We start from the raw sequence: 15,090 nt of genomic DNA on the forward strand, positions 1-15,090 counted from the left end.
AGGTAGGCCCCAGAATCCCGCCGATTCTGGGGCTCTCAGTTCGCGAGGCGATGCAGCGCTGCATGGCCCAGGTAGGCCACGGCGTTGTGCCGGATGCCCTCGATTTCCTCTGGCGTGAGGGCGCGGCGCACCTTGGCCGGCACGCCGGCCACCAGGGAGCCCGGCGGCACGATGGTGCCCTCGAGCACCACGGCGCCCGCGGCCACGAGCGAGCCGGCGCCGATCACGGCACCGTTGAGCACCGTGGCGGCCATGCCGATCAGGGCGCCGTCCTCCACAGTGCAGCCGTGCAGCACGGCACCGTGGCCCACCGAGACGTCGCGGCCCACGGTCAGCGGGAACCCGCCGTCGACGTGGCAGGAGACGTTGTCCTGCAGGTTAGAGCGCGCGCCGATGCGGATGGGCTCTGCCTCGGCGCGCAGGACCGCGTTGTACCAGACGCTCGCGTGCTCCGCCAGGCTCACGGTTCCCACCAGCACGGCGCCGGCGGCGACGAATGCGCTCTCGGCCACCCGGGGCCCCGGACGGTCGGGCAGGGTGATGAGGCGGGCGGCACTGTCGGCGGTCATGGGTCCACCCTAGTAATCCGACGCCGTGTTGCGCTGACCCCTTGAGCCCAAGGCCCAAAGCGTCCTATTTATCGGCCCATGTCCTTTCGACCGTTCGACCAGGTGGGCGGAAGGTGGGGGGCATCTAGGATGCAGGAATGGTGAACACCGCGCATCCGGCCGTCGACAGAGTGCGCCTGGCGCTGAACGCCCAGGGTCTCGACCCCGAGATCCGCTGGTTCGACGACGCCGCCACAACCGCTGTCGCGGCAGCCGCCGCGTTGGGCATCGAAGTGGGCGCCATCGCGAACTCACTGGTCTTCACCCTCGACGGCGCGCCGCTGCTGGTGCTCACCTCCGGCGCGCACCGCGTGGACACGGCCTGGCTGGGGGAGCGGCTTGACGGCACCATCGGCCGGGCGTCGAAAGACCTGGTGAAAGAGGCCACCGGGCAGGTCATCGGAGGGGTCGCGCCCGTCGGGCATCCGTCGCCGATTCGCACCCTGGTTGACGAGGACCTGGCCGATTACCCCGTGGTCTGGGCCGCGGCGGGGCACGCGCACACGGTCTTCCCCACCACGTTCGCCGAGCTGCTCCGCCTCACCGGCGGCGAGGCGACCCCCGTCGTTCCGGCGAAATAGGCGTCCGCCACCAGCCTTCGGCACACTGGAACCGTCCGCGGCCGCTCGGGCAGGTCGTCAAGGCGGATCTCCGGAGCCTCACCCACTCGAAGCTGGGGTGGATCGTCGACTGCCTGCCCTCGATCTCGGGCCGGTCGACGATGGGTGATCCGTGACGCGGCCGATCACGCGCTCCAGGTGCTCGCGGTCCTGCACGGACATCTTGGCCAAGACTCTCGGCCGCCTGCGCGCGGCGCGCAGGTCCTGTTCGTCCTGCTGCACGCGGCGGCGCCTGATGCCCGTGCTCTCGTCGAAGGCGCCGCCAAAGACGGTGTGGATGACGTCGTGGATGGTGGGGGTCGGCTCGTTCATGTGGACAGCGTGAGCCGAGCCACCGACACTCGGGGCGCCCTGAGACTCAATTGCGGACTTCCCGCCTTAGCTGGTGAAACGAAGGCGGGAAGTCCGCAATTCGATCGCGGACGGTGTCTCGTTAGACGAGGCGGGCGGCCCCGGCCGCGGCGCGCACCACGAACATGTCGGGCGCGGTGAAGCCCGCGGCGGCGAACGCAGAAGACACGGCCTGCTGCACCGCGGGGATCAGTGCGTGCGGGGTGAGCGCGATGGCAGAGCCGCCGAAACCGCCGCCGGTCATGCGGGCCCCGAGGGCGCCGGCGGTGCGGGCGGTCTCCACGGCGAGGTCGAGCTCGGCGACCGAGATCTCGAAGTCGTCGCGCATGGAGGCGTGCGACGCATCCAGCAATGCACCGATGGCGCTGGGACCCTCTTCGCGCAGCACCTGCACGGTGTCGAGCACCCGCTGGTTCTCGGTGAGGATGTGCCGCACCCGGCGGTATGTCTCCTCGTCGAGAACCGACGCGGCCCGCGGCAGGTCGTCCACGGTGAGGTCGCGCAGCGACCCGACGCCCATCAGTGCCGCGCCCTTTTCGCAGGAGGCACGTCGGTCGGCGTAGCCGCCGGTGGCGTGCGCGTGGCTGACCTTGGTGTCGATCACCAGCAGCTCGAGGCCCGCGGCGTCGAAGCCGAGCGGGATGACCTCGGACTCGAAGCTGCGGCAGTCCAGGAACACGGCGGCATCCGTCTGGCCCAGTAGCGACGCCGACTGATCCAGGATGCCGGTGGGCGCGCCAACGACCCGGTTCTCGGCCAGCTGCCCCACCCGCACGAGCACCCGCTTGTCGAAGCCGAGGTTCCAGACCTCGTCGAGGGCCACGGCGGTGGCGCACTCGATTGCCGCGGAAGACGACAGCCCGGCGCCGATTGGCACGTCGGAGTCGATGTAGGCGTCAAAGCCGGTCACCGCTTCGAGGTCCGCGCCGTGTTCGCCGAGGGCCCAGGCCACGCCGAGCGGATACGCCGACCAGCCCGACACTGTCTCGGGGGAGAGGTCGTCGAGCGAGATCTCGACGACCTCGTCGGTGAAGGAGCTGGCGACCCGTAGCATCCGGTCGTCTCGCACCGCGAGGGCCACGACGGCACGGCGGTTGATCGCGAACGGAAAGACGAAGCCGTCGTTGTAGTCGGTGTGCTCGCCGATCAGGTTGACCCGGCCGGGGCCGAACCACAGGCCGTCGGCGTCGCGGCCGAACCGGCCCTGGAAGCCGCTGAGAATGCTCTGGTGGTCGCTCACGAGTGGGCCTTTCCGGTGGTGCTGTCGGTGGCTGCGGCATCGGCGGCGTCCGACCGCGCGATCGCTGCACGGATGTTGTCGGCCGCCTGCTCGGGCGTCACGTCGCCGATCCAGGCGCCCATGGCGGCCTCGGAGCCGGCCAGGAACTTCAGTTTGTCCTCGGCGCGGCGCGGGCTGGTGAGCTGCAGCATCAGCCGGATGTCGTCCCGGTGCACGTTCACCGGCGCCTGGTGCCAGGCACCGATGTACGGGGTGGGCGTGGAGTAGAGCTGGTCGATGCCGCGCAGCAGCCGGCGGTACAGCACCGCGAGCTCGTCGCGCTCGGCCAGAGTGGTGCCGGCGAAGTCGGCCACCTGCCGGTGCGGCAGCATGTGCACCTCGACGGGCCAGCGGGCGGCGAACGGCACGAAGGCCGTCCAGTGCTCGCCCCGCAGGATGACTCGCTCGCCGGCCTGTTCGCTTTCCAGGATGTCGGCGAACAGGGTGGGGCCGTAGCTCTCGATCGAGTCGATCAGCCGCTGGGTGCGCGGGGTTACGTACGGGTAGGAGTAGATCTGGCCGTGCGGGTGGTGCAGCGTGACACCGATGGCCTCGCCACGGTTCTCGAACGGGAACACCTGCTCGATGCCGGGCATCTGGGAGAGCGCGTGGGTGCGCTCGGCCCAGGCTTCGATCACGGTGCGGGCGCGGGTGACCGAGAGGCTGCCGAACGAGCCCTCGGTGGCGGGGCTGAAGCAGACGACCTCGCAGCGGCCGACCGAGGTGCGGATGCGCCCCAGCCCGATCGTGCGCAGATCGTCCAGGCCGGTGGGCGCGTCGTCGTCGGTGAGCAGCGGGCCGAACGAGGGCGACTTGTTCTCGAACACGGCCACGTCGTAGTTGCTGGGCACCTCTGAGGGGTTCTCCGGGGTGGACGGCGCGAGCGGGTCCAGGTGCGCCGGCGGCAGGAACACCCGGTTCTGCCGGGCCGCGGCGATGGACACCCATTCGCCGCTGAGTGGGTCCTGGCGCATGCGCGCGTTCGCCGGACGCGGACCGAGGTCGCGCAGGTCGGGAGCCCGGTCGGGCGACAGGGTGGTGTCGGGGTCATCGAAATAGATGAGCTCGCGGCCGTCGGCCAGGGTGTGCGCCTGGCGTGCGATGGCGGTGTCTGCGACGAATTCTGGGGTGGGAGTCATGATGGCATCAACGCTAGCCGATTTGCGCAACCGAAACCACTACTTGCGTATTGAAAAGCGACACAAAATAAGTGAAGATTGCGGTATGGCCTCAGCGGAACATCCGACCGACCGGGATTTGTTGCCCGCCCACCAGCGCCGGGAACAGATCCAGCGGCTCGTCGACGAACGCGGCTTCGTGCGCGTCAGTGAGCTCAGCGACACCTTCGGCGTCTCCGGCGTCACCGCCCGCGCCGATCTCGACCAGTTGGAGAGCGCCGGCACGCTCACCCGCATCCACGGCGGTGCGGTGCCCGCAGGGATCGCCACCACGAGCCGTCCCGACCGGGAGTTCTCCTTCGAGGAAGCGCTCGTCTCCTCGGTGATCCCCAAGCAGCAGATCGGCGAGCTCGCCGCATCGCTGGTGGCCAGCGGCCAGAGCGTGATCCTCGACGTGGGCACCACGACTCTCGCGATCGCCCGGGCCCTGGTGGCCCGCACCGACCTCACCGACATCGTCGTGATCACCAACGGGCTGAGCATCGCCCTGGCCCTGGAAAGCGCTATCCCACGGTTCACCGTGATCGTCACCGGCGGGTCGCTGCGCCCGCTGCAGCACTCGCTGGTCGACCCGCTCGCCGCGACCGTGCTCAGCCAGGTGCACGCCGACCTCGCCTTCATCGGCTGCAACGGCGTCGACGCCGACGGCGGCGTCACCAATATCAACCTGCCGGAGGCCGGCGTGAAGACCCTGATGCTCGCCGCTGCGGCGCGCGCGATCATCGTCGCCGACGGTGCCAAACTAGGGCAGGTGCACCTGGGCCGGATCGGCCCGCTTGCCGCCTTCGACACCCTGGTGACGGATGCGGCCGCCGACCCGCTCACCCTGGCCCCGCTCCGCGAGGCCGGCCTCGCCGTGCTCCAACCGAGCTGATCCGAAAGTCCACCATGTCGTTTGCTGCCGCCACCGGAACCCAATACAGCCTCACCCTGCAGACCCCGCAGGGCCCGGCCACGGCGACCATCACCGAGGTCGCCGCCGGCATCCGTGAATATGCACTCAACGGCACAGACCTGGTGGAGGGCTTCGCGGCGACGTCCGTACCGCCGCTCGGCGCCGGGACCGTGCTGGTGCCCTGGCCCAACCGCATCCGCGACGCGATCTGGACCCAGCACGGAGTGCGGCACCTGCTGGCCATCACCGAGCCGGCGCGGCTGAACGCCATCCACGGGCTGCTCGCCGTCACGGCTTATCGGCTGGTCGCCCAGAGCGACGCCGAGGTGACCCTGGCCGCCACGGTCTACCCGCAGGCCGGCTACCCGTACCAGCTGGACACCACCGTCAGCTATGCGCTCACGGCCGACGGCCTGGCCGTCACCCACACCATCCGCAACGTCGGCAGCGAGAGTGCCCCGGTCGCCCTGGGCACCCACCCCTACCTCAAGATCGGTGACGTGCCCACCGGCGACCTCGTGTTGCGCCTGAACGCGACCAGCCACATCGACGTTGACCACCGGCTCAACCCCATCGGCGTCAGCCCCGTCGACGGCACCGCGTTCGACCTGCGCGCCGGCGCCCGGGTGGACGACCTCGACCTTGACGACGGGTTCGGCGGTGTGATCGTTCGGGACGGCCGCGGGGAGCACTCCCTCACCGCTCCGGACGGCCGCCGGGTCACACTCTGGGGCGACGAGAACATGGCCTACGTGCAGGCGTTCACGCCGCGCAACTTCCCGGTGCGCACCGGCACCGCGGACGGCGGCGAGACCACCGAACTCGGCCAGGCCGTGGCGATCGAGCCGATGACCGCTCCGGCGGATGCCTTCAACTCCGGCCACGGCCTCCGCTGGCTGGCTCCCGGCGAGGACTGGGTCGTTCGCTGGGGAATCACCCCGACGGGTTTCGCAGCCTGAGCAACCCGGCCTAGGGTGGCGGGAGCGCTGCGCACACCGCGCTCCCGGACCGACGAGGAACGACCAGACCCATGGCAACACCCTCCCTGAGTACATCCGCCCCCACCGCTCCCGGCGGCCGAGCCCCACTCAGCGCCTCCGACGAGGCCCGCCGGGTCGCACTCGTGGGCATGAAGCGATTGGCCCTGGGTCTGCTCGTGGCCATGGCCGTGGTCTTCGCGGTGTCGTTCGCGCTGCAGGAGCGCTACCCGTGGCTCGAGTACGTGCGTGCCGCCGCCGAGGGCGGCATGGTGGGCGCGATCGCCGACTGGTTCGCCGTCACCGCGCTGTTCCGCTACCCGCTGGGGCTGCGCATCCCGCACACCAACATCATCGCCAACCGCAAGGACGAGATCGGCGAGAGCCTCGGCGAATTCGTGGAGTCGAACTTCCTCTCCGATGCCGTGGTGCGCGGCAAGCTCGAGTCCATCGGCATCTCCCGCCGCCTCGGCGCCTGGCTGGTGCAGCCCGCCAACGCCGAACGGCTCACCGACGAACTCGCGCACGCCGGCACCGGGCTGCTCGACCTGCTCAGCGACGACGACATCAAGGACCTGCTCGAGGGCGTCGCCCGTGAGCACCTGCTCGAACCTTCGTGGGCGCCGAGCCTGGGCCGGTTGGGCGAGAACCTGGTGGTCTCCGGTCGGCACCACGCCGCGGTGGACCTGCTGGTGGACAAGGCCCAGAGCTGGCTGCAGACCCACCCCGAGGCCTTCGGCACCTCGGTGTCGACCCGGCTGCCCCGCTGGGTGCCCGGCTTCGTCGGCGAAATGGTCGACGACAAGGCCTATCGCGAGGTGCTCGGTTTTGTGGCGACGGTGCAGGCCGACCCCGAGCATCCGCTGCGCGCAGCCATCGACCGCTACCTGGCCGAGCTGATGGACGACTTGCAGCACGATGACACCATGATCGAGAGGGTCGAGGTGCTCAAGCTCGAGTTGGTCGACAACGCCAAGCTGCGCGAGTTCGCCGGCGACGCGTGGGAGTCCGTCAAGCAGTCGCTGCTGAGCGCCCTGGCCGATCCGGCCAGCGCCGTGCGCACCGGCATCACCTCGACGGTGCTGGATGTGGGCGGCCGGCTGGTGCGCGACGCATCGCTGGGCGCCCGCATCGACCGCTGGCTGGCGGATGCGGCCGGCTACCTGCTGCAGAAATACCGGCACGAGATCGCCGGCGTGATCACCGAAACCGTGGAGCGGTGGGACCCGGCCGAGACCACCGAGAAGATCGAGTTGCAGGTGGGCAAGGACCTGCAGTTCATCCGAATCAACGGAACCGTCGTCGGTGCGCTGGCCGGCCTGCTGATCTTCTCGCTCGCCCAGGGGGCGGTGCTCGTGTTCGGCCTGTGACCGCCCGGCACCTGGCGGATCCGGCCGATGCGGATGCCCGGACACTCTGACGGCGCCCACCGCGGTGAGCCATACTGAAACGGTGGAGAACGGTTCGCACAACACCCAGGGCAGCGCCACCCCGGGCCCGGCCACGCCCTCCACCGGCAGGATCGTCGACGAGGGCATGCTCATCGCCCTCGCCGCCGTGCGGATGGCCCTGAAGAACCGCATCATCGTCGGCGCCCTCCGCGACCACAGCGACTATGACCCGGCACAGTATGCCGCGTTCGCCAGGCAGGCACTGCTCGAGGTGGCCCGGCAGAACGACGAGGACTCCACCCGCGTCGAACGCCTCGGCGCCCACCTCTCGCGCACCACCGGTGCGGGCAAGAGCCGGGAGCTGGAGAACAAGCGCAGGGACGTCGTGCGGCTGGGTCGGCGACGCACCCTGCACGACCACGTCGCCGAACGGTTGCGGGAGATAGCCGACGACGACGAACAGGTCGCCGCTCTCGTACAGAAGGCCCGAGCGGATGCGCTCCAGGAGATCAACGACGCGCTCGCGGCCCGTCTCCTGGCCCAGCGCGTCGACCCGAACCAGCCCGGCTACGAGGCCGCCCGCGCCGCCAGTATGCGGGCCGTCGGCAAGATCGACCTCGCCGCCCTGGCCAAGAAGTCCCGGCACCGCGGCTGATCGCTGAGCGCCGGGGCGTGCGGGGCGGCCGGCACCGGCCCAGCCGTCGGCACGAAAGCCGTCGCCGTTCGCTACGCTCGAAGGGTGGATACCCAGGCAATACAGACTTTTCTCGATGACAGCGATTTCTCCGGCGTGGTGTTGGTGCGTGACGGCGACCGCACCATTTTTGAGGCGGCCCGCGGGTTCGCCACCCCGCGTTGGCAGGTGCCCAATACTCTGGACACCCGCTTCGACACGGCGTCGATCACCAAGCTCTTCACCAGTGTGGCCGTGCTGCAGCAGGTGGAAGCCGGCCGGCTCGACCTCGAGGCGTCGATCCACGAGTACGTGGACCTGGGGGGCAGCTCGATCGGCACCGACGTCACCCTGCTGCACCTGCTCACCCACACCAGCGGCATCGCCGATGACGTCGACGAGGAGGCCGGCGAGGACTACGACGAGTACTGGGCTGTGACCCCCAACTACTCGCTGATCGAAACGATCGACTTCCTGCCGTTGTTCGCCGACAAGCCGCGCCTGGCCCCGCCTGGGGTGCAGGTCGAGGACTGCAACGTCGGCTATATCCTCGCCGGGCTGGCCGTGGAGAGGGCCTCCGGCCTGTCCTACCGCGACTATGTGCGCGAAGAGGTCTTTGCCCGCTCGGGCATGGCCGACTCCGGTTTCTTCGACCGCCGCGACGCTGTGGAGCGGGTCGCCGAGGGCTGGGACCGCCGCGAGGACGGCAGCTGGGTCTCGAACATCTACAGCTCCCCGGCGATCGGCTCGCCCGATAGCGGCGCCCACACCACCGCCGGTGACCTGATGAACTTCCTCAACGCCGTCCGCGGCGGCCAGCTGCTCTCCAAGGAGTACACCGACGAGTTCTTCACCCCGCAGGTGGATTACGACGACGACGTGAAGTACGGCTTCGGCCTCGAGTTCGACCTCGACGACAACGGCAAGGTGCGCTCGTACTACAAGGACGGCGTCAACGCCGGCGCCAGCGGCATCCTGCGGCACTACCCCAAGAGCGGTCTCGACGTGGTGGTGCTCAGCAACGCCGAAGAGGGCGCCTGGGACCTCGTGGTGGAGATCGACGCCCAGTTCTAGGTGGATGACGGTACCGGGTGCCGGTCGGCGGGTCAGGCGCCGGTATGCGGGTGGCACGCCACCCGCATAACGGCGCGGCGCCCGCACACCTGACCGCGTGCGCTCCGGCGACGGGATGGCGCGCAGGGTCCTACTCGGCCACCGTGGGCTGCGGGCAGCGCAGCTGGGTGCGCTCGCCGCTGCGGTCGATGTCGTGCGCGGTCATCGGCTCCCCGCAGAGCGGGCACCGGGCCACCGGGCGCTCCTGCGCAGGCACCTCGTCGTCGTACGGGCCCAGCGGCGGCGGGCCGATGAAGGGCAACAATCGACCGTTCAACCACGCCGTGAAGCCGCCGGCCTCCTTGATGGTCGGTTTGCGTTTCTTGGCAGAGGTCATAATAGTTAGTGTACTAACTAAATGGCGGCGTGGCCACGGGTGCCAGACGACGGATGCCCGGCCCCGGATGCCCGCTCAGGAGACGCGATGACCGAACCGAACGTGCTCGCCCTGGAGAACCAGGTCTGCTTCGCCCTCACCGTCGCGGCACGCACGACTGTGGCCCTGTACAAGCCGATCCTGGAGCCGCTGGGCCTCACCCATCCGCAGTACCTGGTGATGCTGGCGCTGTGGGAGCAGCATCCGCGCACCCTTCGCAGCCTGGCCGAGGTGCTGCGGTTGGAGCCGGCCACCCTGTCACCGTTGCTCAAGCGGCTGGAGGCGACCGGCCACATCCGCCGCGAGCGGTCGGCGACCGATGAGCGTGCGCTGCAGGTGACGTTGACCGAGCACGGCCGCGAGCTGCGCCACATCGCCGAAACCATCCCGGAACGGGTGGCCGGCACCCTGGAGATGTCGCCCGAGGCCCTGATCGCCCTGCGGGACACCCTCAACGAGGTCATTCGCGCCACCAGCGCGACCCGGTAACCCGGACCGGCGGCGGAGTCGTACGCTGGCGACATGCAGAAGATCTCGATCGACGCCCTCGCCCGCCAGCAACTCGCCGCGGCCACCACCGCCAGCAGCGGCCGGGCGGCCGACACCGTATACGGCGGCCACGAGAAGGTGCTGCGCCAGACCGTCATCGGCATGGTCAAGGGCACCGTCCTGGCCGAGCACGAGAACCCGGGCGACGCCACCGTCTTCGTGGTGAGCGGGCGGGTGCGCCTGATCGTGGGGGAGGACTCCTGGCAGGCGCGCACCGGCGACCTGCTCATCGTGCCCGACGCCAGGCACAGCCTCGAGGCCGAAGAGGATGCGGCGATCCTGCTGACCGTCGCGAAGCGGCCCTAGGGAACGCCGAAATGCCCTGTTCCGGACGAGATGCCCCGGTGTGCCTGGGCAACTCGTTTGAGCGGGGCTACTCGGTGGGAGAGCCGTTACTCGGAAGGGGCGGGCCAGCCCAGAGCGAGCTCGGTCGCAGCGGCGCTCGCCGCGGTGATGTCCTCGGCGCTGCCGCCGTTCTGCGCGGCAGCCAGCCCCACCAGGAACAGGCTCAGCGGCGCCGCCGGCCGGGCCACATTGTGCGCCACGTCCCGGGCCACGTCCAGTAGCAGTCCGGTGGGGACAACGTCGGCGTCGAGGCCGAGCCGGGTCGCGAGGGCGGCCAGCCACTCGTCGAGGGCTTCGGGAGGGAGCGGGATGTTCGTGCTCATGGTGTCACTCCTCGGTGGCGGTGGCGGTGGCGGTGGCAATAATGGTGGCACCGGGTGAGGCACCGGGCGCGGATTCCGCGCCGTCGGTCTCGATCACGGCACCGGAGGCGGCAGGCTGAGCCACCGGCAGCTGAGCGGCGTCGAACCGGCCGGACTCGGCATCGATGGTGAGCACCCGGCCGATCAGCGGCTCGCCGGTGCCGGTGATCAGGCGGACGGCCTCCGCCGCCAGGATCGCGCCGGCCTGGCCGCGCAGCGCACCGAGCACGCCGGGGTCGGCGGGGGCAGCGGCCGCGCCGGCCGCATCCGTGCCGAAGAAGTCGCGCAACCGGGTCGAGCGCTGGCCGCTGCGTCGTGGTGGGCTCGACCAGAACACCGACACCTCGGCGTTACCGCGGGCCACGGAGCCCCACACCAGCGGCAGGCCGAGGCTGGCGCAGGTGTCGCCAACGAGGAACGGCTGCGGGGTGAGGTCGCTGCCGTCGATCACCAGGTCGTAGCCGCCGAGGATGCGGGTAGCCGACTCGGCCGTGAGGTCCTCGTCGTGCGCCGTCACGGCGGTGTCGGGGGAGAGGGTCAGGATGGTGGTGGTGGCGAGCACCAGGGCGTCGACGTCGAGCGGGCCCACGTCGGCCAGCCCGATGGTGCCCACCCCGGCCGCGGCGAGGGAACGCACGGCGGGCGCGCTGAGTCCCGTGGTGCCCAGCACCAGCACGCGGGCGGCCGCGAGGCGGCGGTGCCCGAGGTCATCGATCGGCGGCAGTCGCAGCTGGGGCAGGTTGCGCACCTGCTGCAGACGCGCGGTTTCGGTGGGGCTGAGCGGGCCGGTGGGCTCGACGAGAGGGGGAAGTGCCATGACACCACGGTACGCGGCAATCGTCCCCGGATGCCCACGCCGCCCCGACCATCCAGCAGCCACAGTCCCGCTCTAGCGTGTTGTCCCTTCCGCGAGAGCGGCCGGATGGCTACTTCGCGGCGCTCGAAGCAGCCATAGGCCCGCTTTCGCGAACGGCCCGGTCCCTCCCACCATTCGAATCCGAGGATTAGGCTCGAAGGAGGTTCCGGTGATCCCGCACGGGCACACCCGACGCACTCCCGAGGAGGGCACCCATGAGTAGAGTCACGGCACGGCGCAAGATCACCCGGCTTACGGTGGGCCAGCCGCCGATCCGCCGGGAGGACGTGCTCGCGGTGGAGGAGCCGCTCGAGATGCGGGTCAACGGCCGTTCCCTGGCCGTGACCATGCGCACCCCCGGCCACGACGTCGATCTGGCCGCCGGTTTCCTGGTCTCCGAGGGCATCCTCACCCAGGCGGAGCACCTCGCCACCGCCCGGTACTGCGCCGGTGCCACCGCCGAGGGCGTGAACACGTACAACGTGCTCGACCTGCGCCTGGCGCCCGGCGTCGCCGGGCCCACCCCCGGCATGGAGCGGAACTTCCTCACCACCAGCTCCTGCGGGCTGTGCGGCAAGGAAAGCATCGATGCCGTGCGCACCAAGTCCACCTGGGACGTGCGCGCGGATGCCGTCCGCGTCGACGCCGAACTGCTCACGACGTTCCCCGACACGCTGCGCCAGGCGCAGGCGGTGTTCGAGAAGACCGGGGGCCTGCACGCGGCCGCCCTGTTCGTCGGGGCCACGGGCGAGATGCTGGTGATGCGGGAAGACGTGGGCCGGCACAATGCCGTCGACAAGGTGATCGGCTGGGCGGTCAAAGAAAACCTGCTTCCTTTGCGCGGGACCGTGCTGATGGTCTCCAGCCGGGCCAGCTTCGAACTCGCCCAGAAGGCACTGATGGCCGGCATCCCGGTGCTCGCCGCGGTGTCAGCGCCGTCGTCGCTCTCCGCCGAGTTCGCGCACGAGGTGGGCCTGACACTGGTCGGCTTCGTCCGCGGCGACTCGATGGTGATCTACGCCGGTGAGGAGCGCATCGTGCAGGGCGCGCTCGCCGCGGTCTGACCCAGCCTCGACTGTGCCCCGATCGGACTTCTGCGTCCGGCGCACCGGGCGCAGAAGTCCGATCGGGCAACAGCTGCCCGCCTCAGCGGCCCGGCGTCAGCTCAGAACCGGAAGCCCGGCCTCGTGTGCGATGAACCGCACACTCATGGCCTTGTAGCCGGGGGTGTTCGATTCCCGGGCCACCAACTCCCGGTGCATCAGCTGGTTCGCCTCGGGGAAGTACGCCGCCGCGCAGCCGCGCGGGGTGGGGTACACCACGAGCCTGAACTTGTCGGCCCGGCGTTCCTGCCCGCCGAAGGTGCTGATCACGTCGACCAGATCGCGGTCCGCAAAGCCCAGCTCGGTGACGTCGTCAGCGTGGATGAGGATCACCCGGCGGCCGTCCTTGATGCCGCGGTAGCGGTCATCCAGCCCGTAGAAGGTGGTGTTGTACTGGTCGTGGCTGCGCATGGTCTGCAGAATCAGGTGCCCGGGCGGCGGGGTGAGGTACTCCAGCGGGCTCACCGTGAACCGGGCCCGGCCGATGTCGGTGGCGAAGCTGCGGGTGTCGCGCGGCGGGTTGGGCAGCACAAAGCCGTTCTTGTCGCGCAGCCGCTTATTGAAGTCCTCAAAACCCGGCAGCACCCGGGCGATGTGGTCGCGGATGACGTCGTAGTCCTCTGCCATCGCCTTCCAATCCACCGGGTGGTCGTCGCCGAGCGTGGCCCTGGCCATCCGCGCCACGATCACCGGTTCGGCCAGCAGGTGCTCGGAGACCGGGGCGAGCCTGCCCTGGGTGGCGTGCACCATCGACATCGAGTCCTCCACCGACAGAACCTGCCGGCCCGACGGATGCTTGTCATCGGTGTCGGTGCGGCCCAGCGTCGGCAGAATGAGCGAGGTGACCCCGTGCACCACGTGCGACCGGTTCGGCTTGGTGGAGATGTGCACGGTCAGGCCCACCCGCTGCATCGCGGCCTCGAGCAGGTCGGTGTCGCTGCATGCGAGCGCGAAGTTGCCGCCCATCGACACGAACACGTCGACGTCGTCGTTCTCGAACGCCTCGACGGTATTCACCGAATCGAGGCCGTGCTCGCGGGGTGAGACGATGCCGAACTCGGCGTCGAGCGCGGCGAGCATGGCCTCCTTGGGCTTCTCCCACACCCCCATGGTGCGGTCGCCCTGCACGTTGGAATGCCCGCGTACCGGGCAGGCGCCGGCGCCGGGCTTGCCGAAGTTGCCCTGCAGCAACAGCAGGTTGATGATCTCCTTGAGAGTGTTCACCGAGTGCGGCTGCTGAGTCAGGCCCAGCGCCCAGCAGATGATGGTGGCCTTCGACGCGGCCAGCATCTTCGCCACCACGCTGATCTCCAGACGCGACAGCCCGGTGGCATTCTCGGTTTCGACCCAGTCGATCTCGGTGCGGGCGGCCCGGTACGCCTCGATGCCGTCGGTATTCAGGTCGATGAACTCCTGGTCCACCACGGAACCGGGTACCCGGGCCTCCTCCTCGAGCAGCAGGTGGCCGAGCGCCTGGAACAGGGCCAGGTCTCCGCCGACCTTGATCTGCAGGTACTCGTCGGCCAACGGCACCCCGTGGCCCACCAGACCGGTGGGGGTCTGCGGGTCCTTGAAGTTGAACAGCCCGGCCTCGGGCAGCGGGTTCACGGCGACGACCTTGCCGCCGTTGGCCTTGCAGTCGGCCAGGGCGGACAGCATCCGAGGGTGGTTGGTGCCCGGGTTCTGGCCCACCACCAGAATCAGTTCGGCCACGTGGATGTCCTCCAGCGAGACGGTGCCCTTGCCAATGCCGATCGTGGGGTTCAGTGCCGACCCGGAGGATTCGTGGCACATGTTCGAGCAGTCCGGAAGGTTGTTGGTGCCGATCGACCGGGCGAACAATTGGTACAGGAACGCGGTCTCGTTGGCGGTGCGGCCCGAGGTGTAGAACACGGTGCGGTCCGCGGTGGTGGCGCGGATCTTCTCGCCGATCAGCGCGAAGGCGTCTTCCCAGGCGATGGGGGAGTAGTGGGTGTCGCCGGGGCGCACCACCACGGGCTGCGAGATGCGGCCCTGGTTGCCCAGCCAGTACTCGGTCTTGTCGGCCAGGTCGGCGAGCGAGTGCTCGGCCCAGAATCCCGGTCCGACGGTGCGGAGGGTGTTCTCCTCGGCCACGGCCTTGGCGCCGTTCTCGCAGAACTCGGCGGTTTTGCGGTGCCCGGTCGACTCCGGCCAGGCGCAGCCCGGGCAGTCGGTGCCGTTTCGCTGGTTGAGCCGCAGCAACGCCCGGGCGGTGCGACCGACCCCGGCCTGCGCGATGCCGCGGTCCAGCGCCACCACCACCGCCTCGAGGCCGGCGGCGGCCTTCTTGGGGGTGCCGATAACGAGGTCGTCTTCGTTGATGTCCTTGACCGGTGCGCGACGTGTCATGACCCCATCCTGCTCCTGTCGGAGCCGGATGCGTGCACCGGGTG

General features: G+C 69.9%; 17 protein-coding genes. 9 read left to right on the forward strand and 8 right to left on the reverse strand.

Going from position 1 to position 15,090, the window contains the following annotated elements; translation table 11 throughout:
• Positions 1-35: 35 nt before the first annotated feature.
• Positions 36-569, reverse strand: a complete 534-nt coding sequence (locus E3O60_RS08080; RefSeq protein ID WP_134408107.1) for a gamma carbonic anhydrase family protein — start codon at positions 567-569, stop codon at positions 36-38.
• A gap of 137 nt (positions 570-706) precedes the next feature.
• Between E3O60_RS08080 and E3O60_RS08085 the strand changes: the two genes are divergently transcribed.
• A complete protein-coding gene (locus tag E3O60_RS08085) occupies positions 707-1,189 on the forward strand; it encodes a YbaK/EbsC family protein (RefSeq protein WP_088457091.1) in 483 nt (160 codons plus the stop codon).
• 78 nt (positions 1,190-1,267) lie between these two features.
• Here E3O60_RS08085 and E3O60_RS08090 read toward each other — a convergent pair whose 3' ends face one another.
• From E3O60_RS08090 to galT, 3 genes are all read right to left on the reverse strand, one after another.
• Positions 1,268-1,540, reverse strand: coding sequence for a hypothetical protein (locus E3O60_RS08090; protein WP_134497733.1), 273 nt, complete (start codon positions 1,538-1,540; stop codon positions 1,268-1,270).
• Between the two features lie 121 nt (positions 1,541-1,661).
• Positions 1,662-2,819 carry a galactokinase gene (galK, locus tag E3O60_RS08095; protein ID WP_134408108.1) on the reverse strand — a complete coding sequence of 386 codons (1,158 nt, stop codon included), beginning with the start codon at positions 2,817-2,819 and terminating at the stop codon, positions 1,662-1,664.
• The gene (galT, locus tag E3O60_RS08100) at positions 2,816-3,997 is read right to left on the reverse strand and encodes a galactose-1-phosphate uridylyltransferase (protein WP_088457089.1); all 1,182 of its coding nucleotides are present in this window, start codon (positions 3,995-3,997) and stop codon (positions 2,816-2,818) included. The genes galK and galT overlap by 4 nt, the downstream gene beginning before the upstream one ends.
• A gap of 85 nt (positions 3,998-4,082) precedes the next feature.
• Between galT and E3O60_RS08105 the strand changes: the two genes are divergently transcribed.
• The 5 genes from E3O60_RS08105 to E3O60_RS08125 all read left to right on the forward strand — a co-directional run bounded on the left by E3O60_RS08105 (position 4,083) and on the right by E3O60_RS08125 (position 9,046).
• The gene (locus tag E3O60_RS08105; protein WP_088457088.1) at positions 4,083-4,910 is read left to right on the forward strand and encodes a DeoR/GlpR family DNA-binding transcription regulator; all 828 of its coding nucleotides are present in this window, start codon (positions 4,083-4,085) and stop codon (positions 4,908-4,910) included.
• A 14-nt stretch (positions 4,911-4,924) separates the two neighbouring features.
• Positions 4,925-5,890, forward strand: a complete 966-nt coding sequence (locus E3O60_RS08110) for an aldose 1-epimerase family protein (RefSeq protein ID WP_134497735.1) — start codon at positions 4,925-4,927, stop codon at positions 5,888-5,890.
• 71 nt (positions 5,891-5,961) lie between these two features.
• Positions 5,962-7,278, forward strand: a complete 1,317-nt coding sequence (locus tag E3O60_RS08115) for a DUF445 domain-containing protein (protein ID WP_134479903.1) — start codon at positions 5,962-5,964, stop codon at positions 7,276-7,278.
• A gap of 82 nt (positions 7,279-7,360) precedes the next feature.
• The gene (locus E3O60_RS08120; protein ID WP_134497737.1) at positions 7,361-7,954 is read left to right on the forward strand and encodes a hypothetical protein; all 594 of its coding nucleotides are present in this window, start codon (positions 7,361-7,363) and stop codon (positions 7,952-7,954) included.
• An 84-nt stretch (positions 7,955-8,038) separates the two neighbouring features.
• On the forward strand, positions 8,039-9,046 hold the full coding sequence (locus E3O60_RS08125) for a serine hydrolase (protein ID WP_088457085.1): 1,008 nt from the start codon (positions 8,039-8,041) through the stop codon (positions 9,044-9,046).
• A gap of 130 nt (positions 9,047-9,176) precedes the next feature.
• Here E3O60_RS08125 and E3O60_RS08130 read toward each other — a convergent pair whose 3' ends face one another.
• Complete coding sequence (locus tag E3O60_RS08130) at positions 9,177-9,422, reverse strand: hypothetical protein (RefSeq protein WP_088457084.1); 246 nt, start codon at positions 9,420-9,422, stop codon at positions 9,177-9,179.
• Positions 9,423-9,509: 87 nt separating this feature from the next.
• Here E3O60_RS08130 and E3O60_RS08135 point away from each other — a divergent pair, with 87 nt between their 5' ends.
• Both E3O60_RS08135 and E3O60_RS08140 read left to right on the forward strand, forming a co-directional pair.
• Positions 9,510-9,950, forward strand: coding sequence for a MarR family winged helix-turn-helix transcriptional regulator (locus tag E3O60_RS08135; protein ID WP_088457083.1), 441 nt, complete (start codon positions 9,510-9,512; stop codon positions 9,948-9,950).
• 33 nt (positions 9,951-9,983) lie between these two features.
• Positions 9,984-10,316, forward strand: a complete 333-nt coding sequence (locus tag E3O60_RS08140) for a cupin domain-containing protein (RefSeq protein WP_088457082.1) — start codon at positions 9,984-9,986, stop codon at positions 10,314-10,316.
• A gap of 86 nt (positions 10,317-10,402) precedes the next feature.
• On the opposite strand, the gene E3O60_RS08145 is transcribed toward E3O60_RS08140, so the two are convergent.
• Entirely contained in the window at positions 10,403-10,678 is a 276-nt protein-coding gene (locus tag E3O60_RS08145) for a DUF6457 domain-containing protein (RefSeq protein ID WP_134479901.1), read from the reverse strand.
• A 4-nt stretch (positions 10,679-10,682) separates the two neighbouring features.
• A complete protein-coding gene (locus E3O60_RS08150) occupies positions 10,683-11,534 on the reverse strand; it encodes a ThiF family adenylyltransferase (protein WP_134497739.1) in 852 nt (283 codons plus the stop codon).
• A gap of 254 nt (positions 11,535-11,788) precedes the next feature.
• Between E3O60_RS08150 and fdhD the strand changes: the two genes are divergently transcribed.
• Positions 11,789-12,637, forward strand: coding sequence for a formate dehydrogenase accessory sulfurtransferase FdhD (fdhD, locus tag E3O60_RS08155; RefSeq protein ID WP_088457079.1), 849 nt, complete (start codon positions 11,789-11,791; stop codon positions 12,635-12,637).
• 96 nt (positions 12,638-12,733) lie between these two features.
• Here the strand turns inward: fdhD and E3O60_RS08160 are convergent, their stop codons facing one another.
• Positions 12,734-15,046 (reverse strand): FdhF/YdeP family oxidoreductase, encoded by a 2,313-nt coding sequence (locus E3O60_RS08160; RefSeq protein ID WP_134497741.1) that lies wholly within the window; start codon positions 15,044-15,046, stop codon positions 12,734-12,736.
• Positions 15,047-15,090 lie beyond the last annotated feature (44 nt).

Origin of the sequence: Cryobacterium sp. TMB1-7, assembly GCF_004402435.1 — a bacterium.
In the GTDB taxonomy this organism is placed as follows: domain Bacteria; phylum Actinomycetota; class Actinomycetes; order Actinomycetales; family Microbacteriaceae; genus Cryobacterium; species Cryobacterium zongtaii.